19 protein-coding genes and 2 tRNA genes are annotated in these 21,179 nt (G+C 73.0%); 11 read left to right on the forward strand and 10 right to left on the reverse strand.

Features of this window, described 5'->3' with window-relative positions:
- The first annotated feature begins 112 nt into the window (after positions 1–112).
- Complete coding sequence (locus tag ACFVX9_RS14365; RefSeq protein WP_063348510.1) at positions 113–760, forward strand: hypothetical protein; 648 nt, start codon at positions 113–115, stop codon at positions 758–760.
- Between the two features lie 52 nt (positions 761–812).
- Here ACFVX9_RS14365 and ACFVX9_RS14370 read toward each other — a convergent pair whose 3' ends face one another.
- Positions 813–1,598, reverse strand: coding sequence for an SLATT domain-containing protein (locus ACFVX9_RS14370; RefSeq protein WP_363619432.1), 786 nt, complete (start codon positions 1,596–1,598; stop codon positions 813–815).
- A 375-nt stretch (positions 1,599–1,973) separates the two neighbouring features.
- On the opposite strand from ACFVX9_RS14370, the gene purD reads away from it, so the two are divergent.
- The 4 genes from purD (at position 1,974) to ACFVX9_RS14390 (ending at position 8,170) form a co-directional block, all read left to right on the forward strand.
- Positions 1,974–3,221, forward strand: a complete 1,248-nt coding sequence (purD, locus tag ACFVX9_RS14375) for a phosphoribosylamine--glycine ligase (protein ID WP_063348512.1) — start codon at positions 1,974–1,976, stop codon at positions 3,219–3,221.
- A 532-nt stretch (positions 3,222–3,753) separates the two neighbouring features.
- Positions 3,754–5,337, forward strand: coding sequence for a hypothetical protein (locus ACFVX9_RS14380; protein WP_387981850.1), 1,584 nt, complete (start codon positions 3,754–3,756; stop codon positions 5,335–5,337).
- Positions 5,338–5,556: 219 nt separating this feature from the next.
- On the forward strand, positions 5,557–7,197 hold the full coding sequence (locus ACFVX9_RS14385; RefSeq protein ID WP_387981852.1) for a N,N-dimethylformamidase beta subunit family domain-containing protein: 1,641 nt from the start codon (positions 5,557–5,559) through the stop codon (positions 7,195–7,197).
- Positions 7,198–7,270: 73 nt separating this feature from the next.
- Complete coding sequence (locus tag ACFVX9_RS14390) at positions 7,271–8,170, forward strand: phosphoribosylaminoimidazolesuccinocarboxamide synthase (protein ID WP_063348514.1); 900 nt, start codon at positions 7,271–7,273, stop codon at positions 8,168–8,170.
- Between the two features lie 51 nt (positions 8,171–8,221).
- Here ACFVX9_RS14390 and ACFVX9_RS14395 read toward each other — a convergent pair whose 3' ends face one another.
- From ACFVX9_RS14395 to ACFVX9_RS14425, 7 genes are all read right to left on the reverse strand, one after another.
- Positions 8,222–8,842, reverse strand: a complete 621-nt coding sequence (locus tag ACFVX9_RS14395) for a response regulator transcription factor (protein ID WP_350876631.1) — start codon at positions 8,840–8,842, stop codon at positions 8,222–8,224.
- Positions 8,843–8,870: 28 nt separating this feature from the next.
- The gene (locus ACFVX9_RS14400) at positions 8,871–10,103 is read right to left on the reverse strand and encodes a sensor histidine kinase (protein WP_387981854.1); all 1,233 of its coding nucleotides are present in this window, start codon (positions 10,101–10,103) and stop codon (positions 8,871–8,873) included.
- A 103-nt stretch (positions 10,104–10,206) separates the two neighbouring features.
- Entirely contained in the window at positions 10,207–11,040 is an 834-nt protein-coding gene (locus ACFVX9_RS14405) for an ABC transporter permease (protein ID WP_387981855.1), read from the reverse strand.
- Positions 11,037–12,050: an ABC transporter ATP-binding protein gene (locus tag ACFVX9_RS14410; protein WP_380339112.1), complete on the reverse strand. Its 1,014-nt coding sequence runs from the start codon at positions 12,048–12,050 to the stop codon at positions 11,037–11,039. Before ACFVX9_RS14410 ends, ACFVX9_RS14405 begins: the two co-directional genes overlap by 4 nt.
- A gap of 158 nt (positions 12,051–12,208) precedes the next feature.
- A tRNA-Gly gene (locus ACFVX9_RS14415) sits at positions 12,209–12,284 on the reverse strand.
- Positions 12,285–12,323: 39 nt separating this feature from the next.
- Positions 12,324–12,396, reverse strand: a tRNA-Gly gene (locus ACFVX9_RS14420).
- A 137-nt stretch (positions 12,397–12,533) separates the two neighbouring features.
- Positions 12,534–12,851 (reverse strand): Lsr2 family protein, encoded by a 318-nt coding sequence (locus ACFVX9_RS14425; protein WP_063348519.1) that lies wholly within the window; start codon positions 12,849–12,851, stop codon positions 12,534–12,536.
- Positions 12,852–13,318: 467 nt separating this feature from the next.
- Between ACFVX9_RS14425 and purS the strand changes: the two genes are divergently transcribed.
- From purS to ACFVX9_RS14445, 4 genes are all read left to right on the forward strand, one after another.
- Complete coding sequence (gene purS / locus ACFVX9_RS14430; protein WP_045692676.1) at positions 13,319–13,573, forward strand: phosphoribosylformylglycinamidine synthase subunit PurS; 255 nt, start codon at positions 13,319–13,321, stop codon at positions 13,571–13,573.
- Positions 13,570–14,271, forward strand: a complete 702-nt coding sequence (purQ, locus tag ACFVX9_RS14435) for a phosphoribosylformylglycinamidine synthase subunit PurQ (RefSeq protein ID WP_380483248.1) — start codon at positions 13,570–13,572, stop codon at positions 14,269–14,271. The genes purS and purQ overlap by 4 nt, the downstream gene beginning before the upstream one ends.
- On the forward strand, positions 14,271–16,526 hold the full coding sequence (gene purL, locus ACFVX9_RS14440; protein ID WP_063348521.1) for a phosphoribosylformylglycinamidine synthase subunit PurL: 2,256 nt from the start codon (positions 14,271–14,273) through the stop codon (positions 16,524–16,526). Before purQ ends, purL begins: the two co-directional genes overlap by 1 nt.
- Before the next feature lie 117 nt (positions 16,527–16,643).
- On the forward strand, positions 16,644–17,471 hold the full coding sequence (locus ACFVX9_RS14445; RefSeq protein ID WP_387981857.1) for a sterol carrier family protein: 828 nt from the start codon (positions 16,644–16,646) through the stop codon (positions 17,469–17,471).
- A gap of 19 nt (positions 17,472–17,490) precedes the next feature.
- Here ACFVX9_RS14445 and ACFVX9_RS14450 read toward each other — a convergent pair whose 3' ends face one another.
- The gene (locus tag ACFVX9_RS14450) at positions 17,491–18,369 is read right to left on the reverse strand and encodes a DUF3152 domain-containing protein (protein WP_380369818.1); all 879 of its coding nucleotides are present in this window, start codon (positions 18,367–18,369) and stop codon (positions 17,491–17,493) included.
- Between the two features lie 122 nt (positions 18,370–18,491).
- Between ACFVX9_RS14450 and ACFVX9_RS14455 the strand changes: the two genes are divergently transcribed.
- Positions 18,492–18,911: a DUF3151 domain-containing protein gene (locus ACFVX9_RS14455; protein WP_063348524.1), complete on the forward strand. Its 420-nt coding sequence runs from the start codon at positions 18,492–18,494 to the stop codon at positions 18,909–18,911.
- Between the two features lie 114 nt (positions 18,912–19,025).
- Here ACFVX9_RS14455 and fbaA read toward each other — a convergent pair whose 3' ends face one another.
- A complete protein-coding gene (gene fbaA, locus ACFVX9_RS14460) occupies positions 19,026–20,048 on the reverse strand; it encodes a class II fructose-bisphosphate aldolase (protein WP_063348525.1) in 1,023 nt (340 codons plus the stop codon).
- Positions 20,049–20,390: 342 nt separating this feature from the next.
- On the opposite strand from fbaA, the gene ACFVX9_RS14465 reads away from it, so the two are divergent.
- Complete coding sequence (locus tag ACFVX9_RS14465) at positions 20,391–21,110, forward strand: DedA family protein (protein WP_079135742.1); 720 nt, start codon at positions 20,391–20,393, stop codon at positions 21,108–21,110.
- Positions 21,111–21,179 lie beyond the last annotated feature (69 nt).

The raw sequence follows: 21,179 nt of genomic DNA on the forward strand, positions 1-21,179 counted from the left end.
GGGCGGTCGTCGAACCGGGCGTCCCGCACAACGGCCGTCCGGGTACCGACCCCGCCCCCGTCGTCGTCCCGTCCTGCGGGCGACCCCGCCGCCCGGAGAGGAACTGCCGGCCATGGCCTGCGACCTCTGGCTCGTCCCGCTCGTGGACGTGCTGAGCCACAGCCCCGACAATCCCTTCAGGGACGATCTCGCCCTCTACAACTCGGTGTTGGCCTCCCGCGGGCTGCCCGAGGTGCCGGTCTACCAGTACGTGCCGGGGCTGAGCGGGGCGGTCGAGCCGATAGCCGCCTTCGACTACGACTCGCTGCACTTCCTGCGCCGCGCCTACCTGCTGGGCCTCACCGGGCTGGACATCACGCCGGTGGACTCGCTCGGCGGCGACTACGAGCAGCTGCTGGAGATGTTCGAGAGCAGCGCCGAACAGTCGCACCTGGTCTGGCACTTCGACCACGCGGGCGCCTACGTGCCGATAGAGTTCCCGGCACCGCTGGTGGACGACGCACTGCTCGCCTCCGGTGGTCCGCTCGGCTCCAGCCACGGGCTGCTGCGCGAACTGCAGGCCGTCGCCCCGGCGCTGGGCCTCGACCCGCTCAACCCGCCGGGCCCGACCCGGCCGCTCGGCCCGACCGGCCTGGAGCAGCCGTTCGGGCCGCCGCTGGACGACCTGCACCCCTTCGCCCGCGAGCGGCACGCCTGGGCGGGCCTGTACGCGGCGGCGACCCGCAGCCTCGCCCAGGGCTCGATGGTGGTCTTCGCCTGAGGCACCCGGCCGCCTTCCGCCCGAGGCGCCGCCCGCCGCATCAGCCCGCCCGCTACCGCAGCGGCCCCTCCGGCGGCCGCTGGCGCGGCATGGTGGGCCGGGTGCCCGGCGGCGGCAGCACCCGCACCTGGGCGCCCACCCCGCTCTCGCTGCGCCCGCCCCAGGTGCCCGGGGCCTGGGTGGGCAGCTGGGTCATGGACGCGCGGAACTCCAGCATCCACTCCGAGGTCTCGGTGCGGACCATGTCCGAGACGTCCTCGCAGAACCGGCGCAGCACGCCGAGGCAGCGCTCGGCGGCTTCGCCCGCGGTGCCCTCGGTCGGGCCGAGCACCTCGCGCACGCACTCCGACGCCCAGTCGAACTGGAAGGCCTCCAGCCGGCGTTGCAGCGCCTGCGCGGTGCTGACGTCACGCATCCAGCCGGAGGTGAGGCCGAACACCCGGTCGGTGCCGTAGCAGGCGGCGGCGAGGGCCAGGCCGACGTAGCCCCAGCTGGTGCCGTGCGAGACCGCGCCGGTCAGGTCGACCAGCGGCGCGGTCACCCCGCCCACCGCGAAGCCGGCCGTGCCGAACCGCAGCAGGCGCGCCCAGCGGCGCTTCCAGATCCGGTCCTTGCGGTACCACTCGATCGCCTCGACCGCCCGCTCCTCGGACCAGCGGTACAGCTCCTCCAGGCGCTCGGCCGGCTCGCCCCAGTCCCCGAGGGGGAACTGTCGAGTGCTCAGATCGGTCCGTCGGCGGGTGGACGCCTGGCGGGCGATGGTCGCGGCGGGCGGGTCCTCCTCGCCGATCTCCTTGCCCCAGGCACTCTCCTCGGGCTGCATTTCCGGCTGGCTCACCTGTGGGGCTCCCTGTGGCGGGCGGACTGCTGGGTCTGGCGGTCTGGCGGTCCATCGGCTGACGCGGCGTCTGCCGTTGTTTGTCCAACAGCACTTCTTACCGCCAAATGGCTGACCATGGGGTCGCTTCCCCGGTGATCGTTACCGGATTCGGCCACCGGAGCCCGAGGTGGAAGGGATGCGGGGGGCGGCGAGATTTCACCCGTCCGAGGGAGGGTCCGGTGACCCGCCGTCCTGACTCGGGCACCCGGTGCGCACCGAGCCGGTCCGAGTTGGAGGTTTCTCCGACATCCTCGGCGTACGGACCTCCCCGACTGGAGGATCGGACGGGACCGGAGAGCGGCCGGAACTGGCCACCGACTACCCTTGCCAAGCGTGAAGGTCCTCGTCATCGGCGGCGGCGCCCGCGAACATGCCCTGTGCCGCTCTCTGTCCCAAGATCCCGCTGTCTCCGAGCTGCACTGTGCCCCGGGCAACGCCGGGATCGCGCAGGTGGCGACGGTCCACCCGGTCGACCAGTTGAACGGCGCGCAGGTCGCCGACCTGGCCGTGCGGCTCGGCGCCGCCCTGGTCGTCGTCGGCCCGGAGGCCCCGCTGGTCGCGGGCGTCTCCGACGCCGTGCGCGCGGTCGGCATCCCGGTGTTCGGCCCGTCCGCCGAAGCCGCCCAACTGGAAGGCTCCAAGGCTTTTGCCAAGGACGTGATGGCCGGGGCCGGCGTGCCCACCGCCCGCTCCTACGTCTGCACCACCCCTGCCGAGGCCGCCGAGGCGCTGGACGCCTTCGGGGCGCCGTACGTGGTCAAGGACGACGGCCTGGCCGCCGGCAAGGGCGTGGTGGTCACCTCCGACCGCGCGGCCGCGCTGGAGCACGCCGCCTCCTGCGAGCGCGTGGTCATCGAGGAGTACCTGGACGGCCCCGAGGTGTCGCTGTTCGCGATCACCGACGGCACCACCGTCGTCCCGCTCCAGCCCGCGCAGGACTTCAAGCGCGCGCTGGACGGCGACGAGGGCCCCAACACCGGCGGCATGGGTGCCTACTCGCCGCTGCCGTGGGCGCCCGCCGGGCTGGTCGAGGAGGTCCAGCAGAGCGTCCTGCAGCCGACCGTCGACGAGCTGCGCCGCCGGGGCACCGAGTTCTCCGGCCTGCTGTACGCGGGCCTCGCGCTCACCTCGCGCGGCACCCGGGTGATCGAGTTCAACGCCCGCTTCGGCGACCCGGAGACCCAGGTCGTGCTGGCCCGGCTGCGCACCCCGCTGGCCGCCGTGCTGCTGGCCGCCGCCACCGGCACCCTGGACCAGCTGGAGCCGCTGCGCTGGGACGAGGGCGCGGCCGTCACCGTGGTCGTCGCCTCCGAGGGCTACCCGGCCGCGCCGCGCACCGGTGACCCGATCGAGGGCCTGGCCGAGGCCGAGGCCGACGGCACCGCGTTCGTCCTGCACGCCGGTACCAGGGCCGACGAGGACGGCCGGGTGCTGAGCGCCGGCGGCCGCGTCCTGTCGGTCACCGCGACCGGCGCCGACCTGGTGGAGGCGCGCGACCGCGCGTACGCCGCCGTGGACCGGATCACCCTCAAGGGCGGCCAGCACCGCACCGACATCGCCCTGAAGGCAGCCACCGAGTAGGCCCTGCCCCGCCTCCGCCCGCAGGGCGCCGCGCACCGTGGGATTTCCCCCCATGGACGCAGCGCCCTGCGGCGTTTCCGGGGCGGGAGTGACTCCGGGGGCCGGCGCACCGTTCGGCGGTCGGATTCCAGCCCATCGGGTGACAGCACCCGCATCCGGCTGACGTAGCCGGGCGCCCGGCCTTATGGTGCGCTGGATCGCAGTGCGACGTGGCCGTGCGCCGGGGTCGCCGCCGGGTAGCGGTGTTCCCACGGGGGGATGCTGGACGGCGTCCGGCCGGGCGGGTGCCCGGGTGCTTCGCACCGGACCGGTCGTGACCGTCCGGAATCCGGGCGGTGTCACCGGGACGAGTGGAAACCGGGGCGATCCGGAACACCCACCCGGGCCGGTGCGTCGAACATGGCAGAAGCGCCACACAGCATGCACTACCGGGGATCGGACGCCTCCGCTTCCCGGTCGGAACTGATCGTTTCGAGTCGGCTCAGGGCCCGTCGCCGGGCGCCCGAGGGCTCCGAAGGGGGTGCCGCACCGTATGGCCGCAGTCGACACCGCGCGCGCTCACGCCCAGGCGGTCCTGCGGGTCCGAGGTCTCGCCCTGGCCGCCGCCGTCATGCCCGCCGCCGTCGCGGTGGTCCTGCTCGCGGGCCGGTTCACCGGGCGGATCGGCGCACCCGGCTCCTCCGACGCCGCCGGGTGGGACGCCGCCCGCTGGGCGGTCTGCGCAGTGGCCGCGCTGACCCTCCTGGTGGCCGGGCTGACCGCCCGCGCCTACCACCGGGCCGTCCCGCCCCGGACCCCGGCCGTCCCGTTGAAACGCGTCGAGGCGCCCGAGCTGTACCGGCTGATCGACGAACTCGCCGACCGGCTGGACGTGCCCGCGCCCTCCGCGGTGGCCCTCACCCCGGACTGCGACAGCTGGCTGGAGGACGTGCCGCAGGCGCGGCGGGCCCGCCCGCTGCGGCTGCACCCCGAGCCGACTGGCCCGGTCCTGGTGATCGGCTCGCCCTTCCTGTGGTGGATGCGGGCCGGCGAACTGCGCGCCCTGCTCGCTCCCGTGGTGGCCGGCACCGCGGCCTCCGCCGACCCGGAGATCGCCGCCGCCCGCCGCTTCCTGCGCAGCCTGGACGCCAGCCTGGACTCCGGCCGGAGCGCCGCCCCCGGCCTCGGCGGCGGCACCCTGGCGGGCCCGCCCCGGCCGGAGCACCGCGGTCCGGCCGCGCTCGCCGAGCGGATCACCCGCGGGATCACCCGTCGGCTGCTCGGCGCCTGCCGCGGCCACGCCGCCGAGCTGGAGCGCTCCGTCGCGAGCTGGGCCTCCGAGCAGGCCAGGACGGTCGACTACGGCCTGCGGATCGCCGCCCAGGAGCAGGTCGGCCTGGCCTACGCGGGCTGGGACCGGCTGCTCACCCGGGTCGCGCTGCCCGCCTGGCGGCTCGGCCGCCACCCCGCCCACCTCAACGCCGGCGTCGTCTCCGCCCTCACCGAGCTGTCCCGGCGCGACCGCCTGGCCGACGGCTACGGCACCCGGCTCGGCGACCGCCCCGCCTGCGACCTGCTGGAGGAGCCCGGCACCGTCGACCGGGCGGTCTCCCGGCTCGCCGCCGAGCTGTTCTTCGGCAGCCCGGCCGCCGGCGCCTGGCACGAGCTGGAGTGGACCGACTACCCGGCCGACGTGGTGGACGCCGGCTGGCGGGCCCGTGCTGCCGCCCTCCAGACCGCCCTGGACCGGCTCGCCCCGCAGGCCCGCCCCGGCTCCCCGACGCTCACCCGGCTGCTGGTCCGGCTCGCCGAGGGCGAGGGGGAGCAGCTGGCCGCCGCGCTGGCCGCCCAGCTGGCCCGCACGACCGCCCCGGCCCCGCTGCTCGAAACCGCCCGCAGCGGCCGTGACCTGCTGGTCGACCACGTCACCGCGATGGTCTGCTGCGCCGCCGTGGACACCGCGGGCGGCGCGCCCGGCCTGGACTGGCTGGACGGTCCGGTGCTGCTGCTGGGCGGGATCCGCCGTACCGACCTGGCCGGGCCGGTCGCCCAGGCCGTCGAGCAGGGCCAGGACGGCCCGCTGCGGGCCTGGCTGGACGCCGCCGACGTCCGTCTGGAGAAACCCGTCCGGTTGTGAGCCGGACAGGCGGCGCTCGGCGCTCCGGCGCGCGCCCCCAAACCGACCGGCGGGCGGCCGTCTTCGCAGGCCGGAGGCCCGGCCGGGGGAGGGCGTGAGATTCCCGGCACCAATTGCGACCACAGGGTGACGGAGCGCCAGCACTCTGTGGTGTATTAGACCGCACGCACATCCGGGGGGCACGTGCCAACCGGGCGGAAGTGCACCTGGGAGGGGCGCGTGGGCACGGAACTCAACCGTCGCTGGGAGTCCGGAACGCACGCTTACAGCGTCTCCGACCCCTTCGGCCAGGGCCCGCTGCCCTGGCTGCGCAGCCCGGACCAGTACCTGGCCGGCGCCGAGGGCGCCGTCCCCTGGTACGTCTCGGTGGACGCGCCCGGCCAGCGGCCGCTGGCGGTCGGCGCCCGGCCCAAGCCGCCGGTCGGCACCCCGCAGAGCGCCAACGACGTGGACCAGCAGATCAAGGGCTTCGCCTCGGCCGGGGTGATCCGCCCCGGCGGTTCGGTGGACTTCCGGGTCACCGTCAACCCGCCCCGCGAGTTCACCGTGGACGTCTGGCGGATCGGCCACTACGGCGGCGACGGCGCCCGCCACATGACGTCCAGCCCGCTGATCGCCGGGCTGGCCCAGCCCGCCCCGCTGGTGGTCGAGCGGACGGTCTCCTGCCACCACTGGTGGCACTCCTGGCGGTTGCAGATCCCGGTGCACTGGAAGCCCGGCGCGTACGTCGCCGTGCTGACCACCGCGGACATGCTGCACCGCAGCCACATCCCGTTCACCGTCCGGGACTTCGAGGACCGGGAGCACGCCGCCGAGCTGCTCCTGGTGGTCCCGGACGTGACCTGGCAGGCCTACAACCTGTTCCCCGAGGACGGCCGCAGCGGCGCCAGCCTCTACCACGCCTGGGACGGCCGGGGCGGCCTGGTCGGCGAGCCGGAGGCGGCCGTCACGGTCTCCTTCGACCGCCCGCACGCCACCGCCGGGCTGCCGCTGCACGTCGGCCACGCGTACGACTTCATCCGCTGGGCCGAGCGCTACGGCTACGACCTCTCCTACGCCACCGCCACCGACCTGCACGCGGGCCTGGTCGACCCGGGGCGGCACCGGGCGCTGATCTTCCCGGGCCACGACGAGTACTGGTCCGAGCCGATGCGCCGGGCCGTCGAGCAGGCCAGGGACGACGGCACCTCGCTGGTGTTCCTGTCCGCCAACACCATGTACTGGCGGGTCGAGCTGACCGCCGCCGCCTCCGGCGAACCCAACCGGCTGCTCAACTGCCGCAAGCGGCAGAAGGTCCAGCCGGGCAGCCCGGCCGCCGGGGTACCCGGTTCGGCCAGCGCGCTGTGGCGGGACGCCGGCGAGCCCGAGCAGCAGGTGCTCGGCCTGCAGTACTCGGGCCGGGTCGCCGCGCCCGTCCCGCTGATCGCCCGGCACACCGCGCACTGGCTCTGGGACGGCACCGGCCTGCAGGAGGGCGACGAACTGCCCGGCCTGGTCGCCGGCGAGGCCGACCGCTACTACCCCAAGGTGGCGCTGCCCGAGCACACCGAGCGGGTGCTGCTCGCGCACTCGCCGTACCAGGACCTCGCCGGCCGCACCCGCTACCAGGAGACCTCGCTGTACCGGGCGCCCAGCGGCGCGTACGTGTTCGCGGCCGGCACCTTCGCCTGGTCGCCCGCACTGGGCCGCCCCGGCCTCACCGACGAGCGGATCCAGCGGGCCACCGCCAACCTGCTCGACCGCCTCGGCAAGAACGAGCCCGCCCCCGGCAAGAACGGTGCCGCCCTCGGCCGGAGCGGTGCCGCCCTCGGCCGGAGCGGGGCCGCCCTCGGCCAGAAACGGGGCCTCGGGGGTTCGTGAAAGACTGCGGGGGCAGTGACCTCCCCTTTCGCGCGCCCCACGCCCGCGAACGACCCCTGAGGACTGAGACACCTTGAGCGGATTTGTCACCAAGCCCGAGCCGGTCCAGGTGCCCGGCCTGGTCCACCTGCACACCGGCAAGGTGCGCGACCTCTACCGGACCGAGTCCGGCGAGCTGGTCATGGTCGCCAGCGACCGGATGTCCGCCCACGACTGGGTGCTGCCGAACGAGATCCCCGACAAGGGTCGCGTCCTCACCCAGCTGTCCCTGTGGTGGTTCGAGCGGATCGCCGACATCGTCCCCAACCACGTGATCTCCACCGAGGTCCCGTCCGGCGCCCCCGCCGACTGGAAGGGCCGCACGCTGATCTGCCGCAGCCTGGACATGGTCCCGGTCGAGGCGGTCGCCCGCGGCTACCTGGCCGGCTCCGGCCTGGCCGAGTACCAGGAGAACCGCACGGTCTGCGGCATCGCCCTGCCGGAGGGGCTGGAGAACAGCTCCGAGCTGCCCGCCCCGATCTACACGCCGGCGCTCAAGGCCGAGGTCGGCGAGCACGACGAGAACGTCTCCTACGAGGAGACCGCCCGCCGGATCGGCGCCGACCTGGCCGCCCAGCTGCGCCGCACCACCCTGGACGTCTACGGCCGGGCCCGGGACATCGCCCGCGACCGCGGCATCATCCTGGCCGACACCAAGTTCGAGTTCGGCCTGCTGGACGGCGAGCTGCTGATCGGCGACGAGGTGCTCACCCCGGATTCCTCCCGGTACTGGCCGGCCGACGAGTGGCAGCCCGGCCGCTCGCAGCCGTCCTTCGACAAGCAGCTGATCCGCGACTGGCTGGTCTCCCCGGCCTCCGGCTGGGACCGCTACAGCGAGCAGCCGCCGCCGGAGCTGCCGGCCGAGCTGGTCGAGCAGACCCGCGCCAAGTACATCGAGGTGTACGAGCGGCTGACCGGCACCGCCTGGGCCTGACGCCCGGCCGCCCGCGAGCCGGTGCCCGGTCCTGGACCGATCTGGATCGGCCTAGATCCAGCCGTGCTCGCGGGCGATCCGCACCGCCGCGTGCCGGTTCTCGGCGCCCAGCTTCCCGGCCGCCGAGGACAGGTAGTTGCGGACGGTGCCGGGGGACAGCGCCGCCCGTTCGGCGATCTCGGTGATCGAGGTGCCGTCGGCGGCCAGCTCCAGGACGTCCGTCTCGCGCGGGGTGAGCGGGGTCTCGCCCGCGCTGATCGCGTCCGCGGCCAGCTCCGGGTCCACGTACCGGCCGCCGGCCCGGACGGTCCGGATGATGCCGGCCAGGTCCGCCGCCGAGACGGTCTTCGGCAGGAAGCCGCGCACCCCGACCTCCAGCGCCCGCTTGAGGTAGCCGGGGCGGCCGTGGCCGGTGACGATCATGCAGCGGCAGTCCGGCAGCAGCCGGCGCAGTTCGGTGGCCACCTCGATGCCGTCCTTGCCGGGCATCTGGAGGTCCAGCACCGCGACGTCCGGGCGGTGGGCCTGCGCCATCGCCAGCGCCTCCGGCCCGGAGCCGGCCTCGGCGACCACGGTGATGTCCTCCTCCAGGGAGAGCAGCGCGGCCAGCGCGCCCCGGATCAGGTGCTCGTCGTCGGCGAGCAGGACGCGCACGGGTGCGGGGTCGGTCATCGGGCGGTCCTCCGTCGGTGGGTGCGGGTCAGAGCGGTACGGCGGCGAGCATCCGGAAGGTGCCCTGGGCGGTCTCGGGGATGGTCAGTTCGCCGTCGTGGGCGGCCAGCCGTTCGCGCAGGCCGCGCAGTCCGGTGCCGCCGCCCTGCGAGGGGAGCGGGACGGCGGGCACCCCGTCATTCTCCAGCTCCAGGACGGCGCGGCCGTCCTGGAGGTCCAGCCGGATCAGGCAGTGGGCGGCCTCGCTGTGCCGCAGCACGTTGGTGGTGGCCTCGCGGATCACCCAGCCGAGCACCGACTGGATCGGCGGCGGCAGTTGGTCGGCGTTCTCGCCGAGGTCGATCTCGCAGGCGACGTCGGCGCTGCGGAGCACCGCGCGGGCGCCGATCGCCTCGGCGTGCAGGTCGGCGGTGCGGTAGCCGCGGATGACGTCCCGGACCTCGCGCTGCGACTCCTGGGCGATCCGCTGCACCTCGGCCATCTGGTCGGCGGCCTCCGGGCGCCCGCGGCGGGCGAACTGGACGGCGAGTTCGCTCTTGAGCGCGATGGTGGTGAGGTTGCGGCCCATCACGTCGTGCAGGTCGCGGGAGAACCGCAGCCGCTCCTCGGCGACGGCCAGCCGGGACTGGGCCTCGCGGGCGGTCTCCAGTTCCCAGATGATCGCGGTCACCCAGGCGAAGCTGCGGCAGGTGCCGACGAGGGCGGTCAGGCTGATCGCCGCCCCGACCGCCAGTCCGGCCGTGGTGGCGGGGCTCACCCCGGTCAGCAGCATCGCCGGGGCGGTCAGCAGGATCAGGCCGAGTCCGGCGGGGAAGACCTGGCGCAGGGGCAGGCCCACGCTGATCGGACCGATGGCGGCGCACAGCATGGCGATGGCGATCGCCGCGGTGAACGGCGTCCCTCCGGGCTGCCCGGATTCGGCGGCGGACGGGCCCAGCAGCAGGACGGCCCAGGAACCGGCGACCGAGAGCGCGCTGTTGACGATCAGCCAGCGCAGGTGCTCGGCGGGGCGGTGCAGGTAGTGGTCGAGCGAGGTGCGGAACGCCCGGAGGCAGAGCAGGGTGGAGGCGAGCGAGACGACCAGGGTGACCCGGACGGCGCCGACCGACCGGTCGAGGTTCGCGACGGAGGAGGCGCTGAGCACCAGGTTCACCGGAACGATGCACCAGGCCACCATGTAGAGCGACCAGCGGAAGTACAGCTCGGCGCGTTGGGGCTTGCCGAAGCCCTTCCATCTGCGAACCGGCCCCTGGACGGCCATCGAATCGCTCCCCGTATCGATCAAGATCGTGTCGCTACCTTCATATCAGAGGCGGAACGGGGGTCTGACCTTCGCACTTCCAGAGAGGGCGCCCGCCGGGGCGTCAGCGGCGCGACTCCCAGCGGAAGTAGCGCACCGCGCCCCAGACCGCCAGGCCGAGCCAGACGGCGCCGGTCACCAGGTGCGGGGCGGCGGTGGACCAGGTGCCGGCGAAGCCGGTGGCGGCGGCCGAGCCGTCGCTGCCGGTCCAGCCGATCCGGATCAGCTGGAAGGCCGGGGTGGTGGGCAGCAGGCGGCAGAAGTCGGCCAGCCCGGGGGGCATGATCTCCAGCGGGATGAGCAGGCCGGAGCCGAACTGGGAGACCAGCAGCACCGGGAGGGTGGTGATGCCGGCGGTCTCGACGGTCTTGGTGAAGGCGCTGGAGATGGCGGCCAGTGCGATGAAGACGGCGATGCTCAGGACCAGCCCGACGGCCAGCAGCAGCGGGTTCACCGGCGTGCTGAGCTTGAGGAGGGCGGCTGCGCCGACGCCGACCACGGCGCACATCATCAGGGCGAGGCTCACCGAGGGCACCGCCGTGCCGGCCAGGATCTCGATGTCCCGGGCCTCGCCGGTGCGCAGCCGCTTGAGCACCAGCTCGTTGCGGCGGGCGACGTACGCGGCGGTCAGGTTGTAGTAGACGACGAAGGCGAGGATGCCGCCGATGGTGCCGGTGATCAGCAGCGTGTCGACGTCCAGCCCGGGGTGGGACTCGGCCTGCTGCTTGAGCATGTTGCGCCGGCCGGCGATCAGCAGCAGCGGCAGCAGCAGCGCGGTGAACAGGGCGGCCCGGTTGCGCAGCAGCAGGGTGGCCTCGGCGCGGCCGAGGGAGAGCAGCCGGCGGGCGGTGGTGCTCTGCGGGCCGACGGCGGTCTTGGCGGCGGTGGCGGTGGTCATCGGGCGGATCCGATCAGGCGGCGGCGGGCGGTGCGGGCGGTGGGGGCGGCGGGCGACTGGGGCGGGGCCTGGTGGGCGGCCTCGGAGGCGATGGCGAGGAAGGCCTCCTCCAGCGAGGCGCTGCGGGCGTCCAGGGAGCCGAGCGCGATCCCGTGCTGCTGGGCCCAGCCGAGCAGTTCGAAGAGGGTGCGCTGGAGGCCGCCGGTCTGCACGGTGACCTTGCGGCCGTCGACGGCGATCTCGGCCCCGGCGAGGACCGGCAGCGCGGTCCCGGTGAACTCGGGGAGGTCGAAGCTGATCCGGGAGGGCCGGCCGGCGATCACCTCGGCGACGGTGCCGGTGGTGACGACCCGGCCGCCGTGCATGATGGCCAGCCGGTCGGCGAGCTCCTCGGCCTCCTCCAGGTAGTGCGTGGTGAGCAGCACGGTGGTGCCCTGGGCGCGCAGTTCGCGGACCAGCCGCCAGACGGCGGCGCGCGCCTCGGGGTCGAGGCCGGTGCTGGGCTCGTCCAGGAAGAGCACCTCGGGGCGGCCGAGCAGGGCCATCGCGAGGTCGAGCCGGCGCCGCTCGCCGCCGGACAGCTGCTTGACCCGGACGTCGCGGCGGTGGCCGAGGCCGACCAGCTCCAGGGCCTCGTCGACCGGGCGGGCGCCGCTGGTCATGCCGGCCCAGCTGCGGCCGGTCTCGGCGATGGTGAGGTCGCCGGGGAAGCCGCCCTCCTGGAGCATGATGCCGATCCGCGGGCGGACGGCGGCGCGCTCCCGGTGGGGGTCGTGGCCGAGCACCCGGACGGTGCCGCCGCTGGGGGCGGCCAGGCCCTCGATGAGCTCCATGGCGGAGGTCTTGCCAGCCCCGTTGGTGCCGAGCAGGGCGAACAGCTCACCGCGGCCGACGGTCAGGTCGATGCCGCGGACGGCGTGGTAGCCGGTGGTGCCGGTGCCGTAGTGGCGGTGCAGGTCGGTGACCTCGATCACGCTGTCGCCGGGGCGCAGGGGCTGGCTCGTTTCCATGGCTCAAGCCTTCCGCCTCCCCGGCCGGGCGGGCAGTGCGCGCCGTCATGAGCCGGCGGTGGAGATCCACGGGTCGGCGATGACAAATGTCATGGGCCCGGGATCAAGGTGGTGCGGGAATGCCGAAAGGCCCCCTCGATCGAGGGGGCCTTTCGTTCTGGAGCGGACGACGAGATTCGAACTCGCGACCCTCACCTTGGCAAGGTGATGCTCTACCAACTGAGCCACGTCCGCAGGTCTAACTATGGAGTTGTGCTGTGCTCGCACACTGCGAGCGGACGACGAGATTCGAACTCGCGACCCTCACCTTGGCAAGGTGATGCTCTACCAACTGAGCCACGTCCGCACGGTGCCTGGTGGGGCACCCGCCACCTCTTCGGATCTCTCCGTTGCGGCGACGAGGATTACTCTACAGCATCGTTCGGGGTGGTCGCCCCACCCTTTCGGTCCAGGCGGGCGGGGCGACCGGGGTGCCCGGGGCGGTCAGTTCGCCTCGGCGAACTGCTCGTACACGTGCTTGGGGATGCGTCCGCGGGCCGGCAGCTCCATGCCGCGCGACAGGGCCCAGGCGCGCACCGCGGCCGGGTCCGGGGTGAGCGCGGTGCGGCGGAAGGACTTTCCGGTGCGGCTCTGGCGGCGGCCGGCCGCGACGAACGGAGCGAGGGCCTCCCGCAGCTTTTCCGCGTTGTCCACGGACAGGTCGATCTCGTACGACTTCCCGTCGACGCCGAAGTGGACGGTTTCCGCCGCGGCGCCGCCGTCCAGGTCGTCGGAGAGCGTGACAACTACACGCTGAGCCATGGGTGTCAATCCTCTCGGGCAATTCGGCCGCCGGTCCGCGGGGTGCGTCCGGGGGCCTGATGTGCACCACTCGCGCAAGCGCATACGGGCAGGCCTGGTGGCCCGCCGGATACGCAGCACTTGCCGCGACAGGTGGCCCTATTCTGCACCCGAAGGGGGTCGAAATCGAAGAGTCCGGCATTCTTTTCCGGATATTCACGTGTCTTCGCCGGAGTGCCGGATACCGGAGTGCGGGACGGGTCGATCTGTCCCGGAGTGCCGTATTCGGGTGTTCTTCGGGTGTTCTCGTTCCGGGGGCCGAATCCGTGGAAACCGCGCGGCCGGGTCGGGGGTTCACGGGCGTGGATCCCTTGCCGCGTAAGGGTCTCGGGTCTACGCGCGTCGCCTGCCCCGGCCAGCAATCCCGCCCGAAACCCCCGGTAGTCTGGAGTTCCCCCGCCTCACCGAAGACACCACCGGGAGTGCCAGTGGCACGCGTCGTAGTCGACGTCATGCTCAAGCCGGAGATCCTCGACCCCCAGGGCCAGGCGGTGCAGCGTGCACTGCCCCGTCTCGGATTCACCGGGATCGCCGACGTCCGCCAGGGCAAGCGTTTCGAGCTGGAAGTGGAGGGCCCGGTCGACGACGCCGCGCTCGCCCGTATCCGCGAAGCCGCCGAGACCTTTCTCGCCAACACCGTGATCGAGGACTTCACCGTCCGCGTCGAGGAGGCGGCGAAGTGACCACCCGCGTTGGCGTCGTCACTTTCCCCGGCTCCCTCGACGACCGTGACGCCCAGCGCGCGGTCCGCCTGGCCGGCGCCGAGCCGGTCGCGCTCTGGCACCGTGACAAGGATCTCCACCAGGTCGACGCCGTCGTCCTGCCGGGCGGATTCAGTTACGGCGACTATCTGCGCTGCGGCGCGATCTCCCGCTTCTCGCCCGTGATGGACACCGTCATCGAGCAGGCGAAGCTGGGAATGCCGGTCCTCGGTATCTGCAACGGCTTCCAGGTGCTCTGCGAATCTCACCTGCTGCCCGGCGCGCTCACCCGCAACGACTCGCTGCACTTCGTCTGCCGCGACCAGAAGCTGCGCATCGAGAACACCGGTACCGCCTGGACCCGGGATTACTCGGCGGGCCAGGAAATCGTCGTTCCGCTGAAGAACGGCGAGGGCCGGTTCGTCGCCGAGGAGCGCGTCCTGGACCAACTGGAGGCGGAGGGCCGGGTGGTGGCCCGTTACGTGGCCCGCGGCGATGCCGCTGACGGATGCGGTAACCCGAACGGTTCGTACCGCGACATCGCCGGCATCACCAACGCCGCCGGCAATGTCGTCGGCCTGATGCCGCACCCGGAGCACGCCGTGGAGTCGCTCACCGGTCCGACCGTCGAGGGCCTGGGCTTCTTCACTTCCGTCCTGAAGCAGCTGGTGAACGCCTGATGAGCCTCGACACCGTCAAGAACGCCGAGCAGACCCCGGACGTCGCCCAGCCCTGGGCCGAACTCGGCCTCAAGGAGGACGAGTACACGCGCATCCGCGAGATTCTCGGCCGCCGCCCGACCGGCGCCGAACTCGCGATGTACTCGGTCATGTGGTCGGAGCACTGTTCGTACAAGAGCAGCAAGGTCCACCTGAAGCAGTTCGGCGACAAGAAGCCCGACTCGGACGCGATGCTCGTCGGCATCGGCGAGAACGCCGGTGTGGTCGACGTCGGCCAGGGCTACGCCGTGACCTTCAAGGTCGAGTCGCACAACCACCCGTCGTACATCGAGCCCTACCAGGGCGCGGCCACCGGCATCGGCGGCATCGTGCGCGACATCCTCGCGATGGGCGCCCGCCCGGTCGCCGTGATGGACCCGCTGCGGTTCGGTGCGGCCGACCACCCGGACACCCGGCGCGTGCTGCCCGGGATCGTCGCGGGCATCGGCGGCTACGGCAACTGCCTGGGCCTGCCGAACATCGGCGGCGAGGTCGTCTTCGACTCCTGCTACCAGGGCAACCCGCTGGTCAACGCGCTGTGCGTGGGCGTCATGAAGCACGAGGACATCCACCTCGCGCAGGCCTCCGGCGCCGGCAACAAGGTCATCCTGTACGGAGCCCGCACCGGCGGCGACGGCATCGGCGGCGTCTCCGTGCTCGCCTCCGAGACCTTCGACGACAGCAAGCCGACCAAGCGTCCGGCCGTCCAGGTCGGCGACCCGTTCCAGGAGAAGCTCCTGATCGAGTGCACCCTGGAGATCTTCCGGGAGAAGCTCGTCAAGGGCATCCAGGACCTGGGCGGCGCCGGCCTGTCCTGCGCGACCTCGGAGCTGGCGAGCGCCGGCTCCGGCGGCATGCGGGTCGAGCTGGACACCGTGCCGCTGCGCGACAACACGCTCTCGCCCGAGGAGATCCTCATGAGCGAGTCGCAGGAGCGCATGTGCGCCATCGTCGAGCCCGGCAAGGTCGACCGCTTCCTGGAGATCTGCGAGAAGTGGGACGTCATCGCCACCGTCATCGGTGAGGTGACCGACGGCGAGCGCCTGGAGATCTTCTGGCACGGCGAACTCGTCGTCGACGTGCCGCCGCGCACCGTCGCCCACGAGGGCCCGACCTACCAGCGCCCGTACGCCCGCCCGAGCTGGCAGGACGCGCTGCAGGCCGACGCCCCCACCGGCGAGCGGCTGGCCCGCCCGACCACCGGCGAGGGCCTCAAGGCCGACCTGCTGAAGGTCGCCGGCTCCCCGAACCAGGCCTCCAAGTCCTGGATCACCGACCAGTACGACCGCTACGTGCTCGGCAACACCGTGCTCTCGGTCGGCGAGGACTCGGGCATGATCCGGATCGACGAGGAGACCAACCTCGGCGTCTCGGTCGCCACCGACGGCAACGGCCGCTACACCAAGCTGGACCCGTACACCGGCGCCCAGCTGGCCCTCGCCGAGGCCTACCGCAACGTCGCGGCCGGCGGCGCCAAGCCGCTCGCGATCTCCGACTGCCTCAACTTCGGCTCCCCCGAGGACCCGGACGTGATGTGGCAGTTCGCCGAGGCCACCCGCGGCCTGGCCGACGCCTGCCTGGTGCTCGGCACCCCGGTCACCGGCGGCAACGTCTCGCTGTACAACCAGACCGGCGAGGTCGCCATCCACCCGACCCCGGTGGTCGCGGTGCTCGGCGTCATCGACGACGTCACCCGGCGCACCCCGGCCGCCTTCGCCGAGGAGGGGCAGCTGCTCTACCTGCTCGGCGACACCGCGGACGAGCTCGGCGGCTCGGCCTGGTCGCAGGTGGTCCACGACCACCTCGGCGGTCTGCCGCCCAAGGTCGACCTGGAGCGCGAGCGGCTGCTCGGCGACATCCTGATCGCCGCCTCGCGCGACGGCATGATCGACGCCGCGCACGACCTCTCCGACGGCGGCCTCGGCCAGGCGCTCGTGGAGAGCTGCCTCAAGGGCGGCCACGGCGCGCGGATCATCGTGCCCGAGGGCGCGGACCCGTTCGTGTTCCTGTTCTCCGAGTCGGCCGGCCGCGCCGTCGTGGCGGTGCCGCGCAGCGAGGAGCTCCGGTTCAACGACATGTGCACCGCGCGCGGCCTGCCGGCCACCCGCATCGGTGTCGTGGACGGCGAATCCCTGGACGTCCAGGGCCAGTTCACCGTCTCGCTGGCCGAGCTGAAGGACGCCCACACCGGCGTCATCGAGGCTCTGCTCGCCTGACCCGCACGGTTCGAGGGGCGGACGGTCCGACGGGGCCGTCCGCCCTTCGGCGTGTGCGGGGCCGTCCGCACCCCGGTGTATGCGGGGCTGTCCGCACCCCGGCGTATGTTGGGGGCCATGCCCCCCAAGCCCCGTACCTACCAGCCGCAGAAGGTGCGCACCGCGCTCGCGGCGCAGACCGGCGCGCTGCGCGACGCCGTCCGGCAGCTCTGTGAACGCCCGGACGCCGAGCAGTGGTTGGCCCGGCCGACCGGGCTGGGGGAGTGGACGGTCCGCGAGCTGATCGCGCACCTCGCCGTCCAGCTCGACTTCGTCCCCGAGCACCTCGACGATCCGCTGGAGGGGCGGGCGCCGTTGGACCTGCCGGGGTGGGTGGCCGCGGTCGGCACGGTCGCGCCGCTGCTCGACGAGCAGGCCCGGGCGAGGGCCGCCGGCGACTTCGGCGGGGACGCGGCTTCGGTGGCGCAGGCCTTCACCCGGGCGGCGGACGCGCTGACCGGCCTGCTGGACCGGCCCGAAGTCGCCGACCCGGTACGGCGGTTCGAGATCCGGCTCGGCTCGATGACCCTCGCCGACATGCTGGTGACCAGGCTGGTGGAGACCGTCGTGCACGCCGACGACCTGGCTGCCGCGCTCGGCCTCGACGGCTTCCCGCACGACCGCCAGGCCGTCGCCGCCGTCACCCGGCTGCTGGCCGACGCCTTCGCCGACCGCACGCCGGGCGGCGCGGTCGAGCTGCGGATCCCGCCGTACGCCGTCGTGCAGGCCGTCGAGGGCCCCCGGCACACCCGGGGCACCCCGCCGAACGTGGTCGAGACCGACCCGCTGACCTGGATCCGGCTGGCCACCGGCCGGGCCGACTGGGCGGCCGCGGTGGACGCGGCGGCGGTCTCCGCCTCCGGCGAGCGCAGCGACCTGCGGGAGTACCTGCCGGTGCTCGGGTAGCCGCGCTTCAGGGGGCGTCCTACGGCACCGACGGCCCGCTGAGGTAGGTGCCGTTCTCCGAGTACGGCCAGGCGTTCGGCTCGCAGCCCTTGAGCCCGTAGATCTGCTGCATCATCGCGGGCGCCGGCTTGCCCGGGCCGGGGCAGGTCTCGTGCCCGTGGCCTATCCGGTGGCCGACCTCGTGGTTGATGATCAGCGCCCGGTACTCGTCGAGCGGGCCGCTGAACTGCGGTGAACCGGTGTTCCAGCGCTTGGAGTTGACGAGCACCTGGTTGCCGACGTTGCAGTTCACCTCGCCGTGGGTGTCCAGGCCGGAGGCGCCGCAGATCCGGTCCACGGTGGCCGGCGAGGCGATCTTCACGGTGAAGTCGTACCCGCCGCCGGCGACCAGCTGGAAGCCGTTCTTGCGGTCGTTGGTCCAGCCGCGCTTGTCGCCGAGGAAGCCGTGGATCTGGGCGGCGGCGGAGGCGGCGTCGATGCCTATGCCGTCCTCGACCTCCACCCGGTAGCGGCGCACGGTGCCGCGTCCGACCGGCTGGGCGGTGGCGGCGGCGATGCTGAAGGTGCCCGCGCCCTTGGCCGGGCCGGGGTCGGGCGTGGTGGGGGCGGGCGGCGAGGGCGGGGCGGGGGGCTCGCTCGGGGTGTCGGTCGGCGTCGGGGTCGGTGTCGGGCCGGCGGGCGAGGGGGCCTGTTCGGTCGGCGGGGCGATCCGCGCCTGGGCGGTCGGCCCGCCGTCGGGCGCGTCCGAGGAACGGGTCAGCACGACCGCCGTACCGCCCAGCACCGCCACCGCCGTGACCAGCGCCGCGAGCATGCCGGGCCCGAGCCGGCGCGGCGGCCGGCGGCGTCGGCGGCCGCGGGCACTGCTGCTCCTGGCGGCGGATCTGGCTGCGGGCATGATCGACACCCTGACATGGCGAACGGGTGAATGTCCACATACCGGGTATGCAGGCGCCCGGCGGCCGCCGCCGATCCCGGGACGGCGGTTGACCCTGGCGTCTCGGGTGGCAGACTGCCTGCATGGCGATTCACCGGAATCTTCTCGACGGCCCCGACCCGACCCTTCTCCCGGAGGACGAGCAGCCCTACCGCATGCTGGCGGAGGAATCGGCCTCACCCACCCAGGTGGCCGCCGACTTCCCGACCTTCTGCCTCGCCTGGGCGATGCTCGCCGACGACGCCTACGCGGCCGGCCGCTACGTCGAGTCCTACGCCTACGCCCGGACCGGCTACCACCGCGGCCTGGACGCACTGCGTCGCAACGGCTGGAAGGGCCACGGCCCCGTGCCGTGGGAGCACCGCGGCAACCGCGGCTTCCTGCGCTGCCTGGCGGGGCTCGCACGGGCGGCCGGCGCGATCAAGGACACCGAGGAGGAGGCCCGCTGCTGGCAGTTCCTGAAGGACAGCAGCGCGGAGGCGTACGCGGAGCTGAAGCAGTAGACCCGCACGGCTGCTGAGGCAGCAGACCCACAACACAGGTGCGCCCCCCGGTGAAGTCCACCGGGGGGCGCATCCGCGTTCACACGGTGGCCGGGCTCAGCCCGGCCGCCGGGCTCACTTCAGGCGGTTGCCGGCCGATCGCAGCTGCTGCGCGGCCTCCAGCACGCGGGCGGCCATGCCCGCCTCGGCGAGCTTGCCCCAGGTGCGCGGGTCGTAGGTGTTCTTCTTGCCGACCTCGCCGTCGACCTTCAGCACGCCGTCGTAGTTGCGGAACATGTGGTCCACGACCGGGCGGGTGAAGGCGTACTGGGTGTCGGTGTCCAGGTTCATCTTCACGACGCCGTTCTCCAGCGCGGTGGCGATCTCCGCCGCGGTCGAGCCCGAACCGCCGTGGAAGACGAAGTCGAACGGGTCGGTCTTGCCGTACTGCTTGCCGATCGCGTCCTGCAGCTCGCGCAGCAGCTCCGGCTTCAGCACGACGTTGCCCGGCTTGTAGACGCCGTGCACGTTGCCGAACGAGGCGGCCAGCAGGTAGCGGCCCTTCTCGCCCAGGCCCAGCGCCTCGGCGGTGCGCACGGCGTCGTTGACGGTGGTGTACAGCTCGTCGTTGATCTCGTGCGTGACGCCGTCCTCCTCGCCGCCGGTCGGGGTGATCTCGACCTCAAGGATGATCTTGGCGGCGGCGGCCTGGGCCAGCAGCTCCTGGGCGATCGCCAGGTTGTCGGCGAGGGTCTCGGCCGAGCCGTCCCACATGTGCGACTGGAACAGCGGGTTCTGGCCCTTGGCCACGCGCTCGGCGGAGACCGCCAGCAGCGGGCGGACGTAGCCGTCCAGCTTGTCCTTCGGGCAGTGGTCGGTGTGCAGCGCGACGGTGATGTCGTACTTGGCGGCGACGATGTGCGCGAACTCGGCCAGCGCCACGGCGCCGGTCACCATGTCCTTGTTGTGCTGGCCGCCCAGGAACTCCGCGCCACCGGTCGAGATCTGGATGATGCCGTCGCTCTCGGCCTCGGCGAAACCACGCAGTGCGGCGTGCAGCGTCTGCGACGAGGTGACGTTGATGGCCGGGTAGGCGAACTTGCCCGCCTTGGCCCGGTCCAGCATCTCGTTGTAGACCTCGGGAGTTGCGATGGGCATGCGATCCGCTCCTGTCGGGTTGCGGCGTACGGACGGTGCTGTCCGACGCTGTGTACGCCTTCGGTACGACTCCGTGCCGGCCGCCGACGCGCGGCGCTGCGGTGTGGCTCTCCGGCACCAAGGTTCGAGCGACCTCCGCGGTACGGCAATGAGGGTGGTGTGCCGCTGCGGACCGGACGCCCGTGCCATCCTCCCAGACTCGTGCCCGCAGGTCAGCAGGAGCCCGCCAGTCGGACCGTCGCCGGCGACGACGCGGACGGCCCGCTCCTACGACGTTCGGCGGACACCGGATACACCTGCCGGGCGAAGCCTCCGGACAGAACGGCCAGCTATCCTGCGGCCGTGGACTACAACCAGCTGGCCGTCAACCTTCTCGACGCCAAATCACTGATCTCGTCCGTCGGCGCCATCGGGCTGATCGCGATCATCTTCGCGGAGACCGGCCTGCTGGTCGGCTTCTTCTTCCCGGGTGACTCACTGCTGATCATCGCCGGCGTCGCGGCGTCGAACGCCGCCTCGTCGGTGCTCGGCGACGGCGCCAAGCTGCCGATCGCCGTCCTGCTCGTCGGCGCCCCGGTGGCCGCGGTCGCGGGGGCCCAGCTCGGGCACCTGATCGGGGTCAAGGTCGGGCCGAAGATGTTCGACAAGCCCGAGTCGAAGATCTTCCGCCGCGAGTACGTGATGAAGGCGGAGGAGTACTTCAACAAGTTCGGGCCCGGCAAGGCCGTGGTGCTGGCCCGCTTCATGCCGATCGTCCGGACCTTCCTCAACCCGGTCGCGGGCACCCTGGAGATGCCCGCCCGGACGTTCTTCCTGTGGAACGTCGTCGGCGGCGTGCTCTGGACCGAGTCCATGCTGCTGATCGGCTACTTCTTCGGCGACGCGCTCGCCCCGGTGATCGACAAGTACCTGATCCCGGCGGTGCTGCTGATCGTCCTGCTCTCGATCTCGCCGATCCTGATCGAGGTCCTGCGCGAGCGCAAGAAGCGGAAGGCCGGCGGCGCCGTGGAGAGCACCGAGGCCGACGCCGTGCAGAGCGGCGGCCGCCACCGGCGCGGCTGAGCACCGGGGCTTCGCGCAGTACACGCGAAGGGGCCGGGTCCCGTCTCACGTTTCACGTGAAACAGGACC

The organism is Kitasatospora sp. NPDC058243 (assembly GCF_042882025.1).
GTDB lineage: Bacteria > Actinomycetota > Actinomycetes > Streptomycetales > Streptomycetaceae > Kitasatospora.

Bases quoted from the DNA above. Each gene is read 5' to 3' on its own strand.
- ACFVX9_RS14395 (WP_350876631.1), bottom strand. From the start codon at position 8,842: ATGACCGACCCCGCACCCGTGCGCGTCCTGCTCGCCGACGACGAGCAC.
- purL (WP_063348521.1), top strand. From the start codon at position 14,271: ATGAGCCTCGACACCGTCAAGAACGCCGAGCAGACCCCGGACGTCGCC.
- fbaA (WP_063348525.1), bottom strand. From the start codon at position 20,048: ATGCCCATCGCAACTCCCGAGGTCTACAACGAGATGCTGGACCGGGCC.
- ACFVX9_RS14450 (WP_380369818.1), bottom strand. From the start codon at position 18,369: ATGCCCGCAGCCAGATCCGCCGCCAGGAGCAGCAGTGCCCGCGGCCGC.
- ACFVX9_RS14455 (WP_063348524.1), top strand. From the start codon at position 18,492: ATGGCGATTCACCGGAATCTTCTCGACGGCCCCGACCCGACCCTTCTC.
- ACFVX9_RS14405 (WP_387981855.1), bottom strand. From the start codon at position 11,040: ATGACCACCGCCACCGCCGCCAAGACCGCCGTCGGCCCGCAGAGCACC.
- ACFVX9_RS14445 (WP_387981857.1), top strand. From the start codon at position 16,644: ATGCCCCCCAAGCCCCGTACCTACCAGCCGCAGAAGGTGCGCACCGCG.
- ACFVX9_RS14410 (WP_380339112.1), bottom strand. From the start codon at position 12,050: ATGGAAACGAGCCAGCCCCTGCGCCCCGGCGACAGCGTGATCGAGGTC.
- ACFVX9_RS14365 (WP_063348510.1), top strand. From the start codon at position 113: ATGGCCTGCGACCTCTGGCTCGTCCCGCTCGTGGACGTGCTGAGCCAC.
- ACFVX9_RS14380 (WP_387981850.1), top strand. From the start codon at position 3,754: ATGGCCGCAGTCGACACCGCGCGCGCTCACGCCCAGGCGGTCCTGCGG.
- ACFVX9_RS14425 (WP_063348519.1), bottom strand. From the start codon at position 12,851: ATGGCTCAGCGTGTAGTTGTCACGCTCTCCGACGACCTGGACGGCGGC.
- ACFVX9_RS14400 (WP_387981854.1), bottom strand. From the start codon at position 10,103: ATGGCCGTCCAGGGGCCGGTTCGCAGATGGAAGGGCTTCGGCAAGCCC.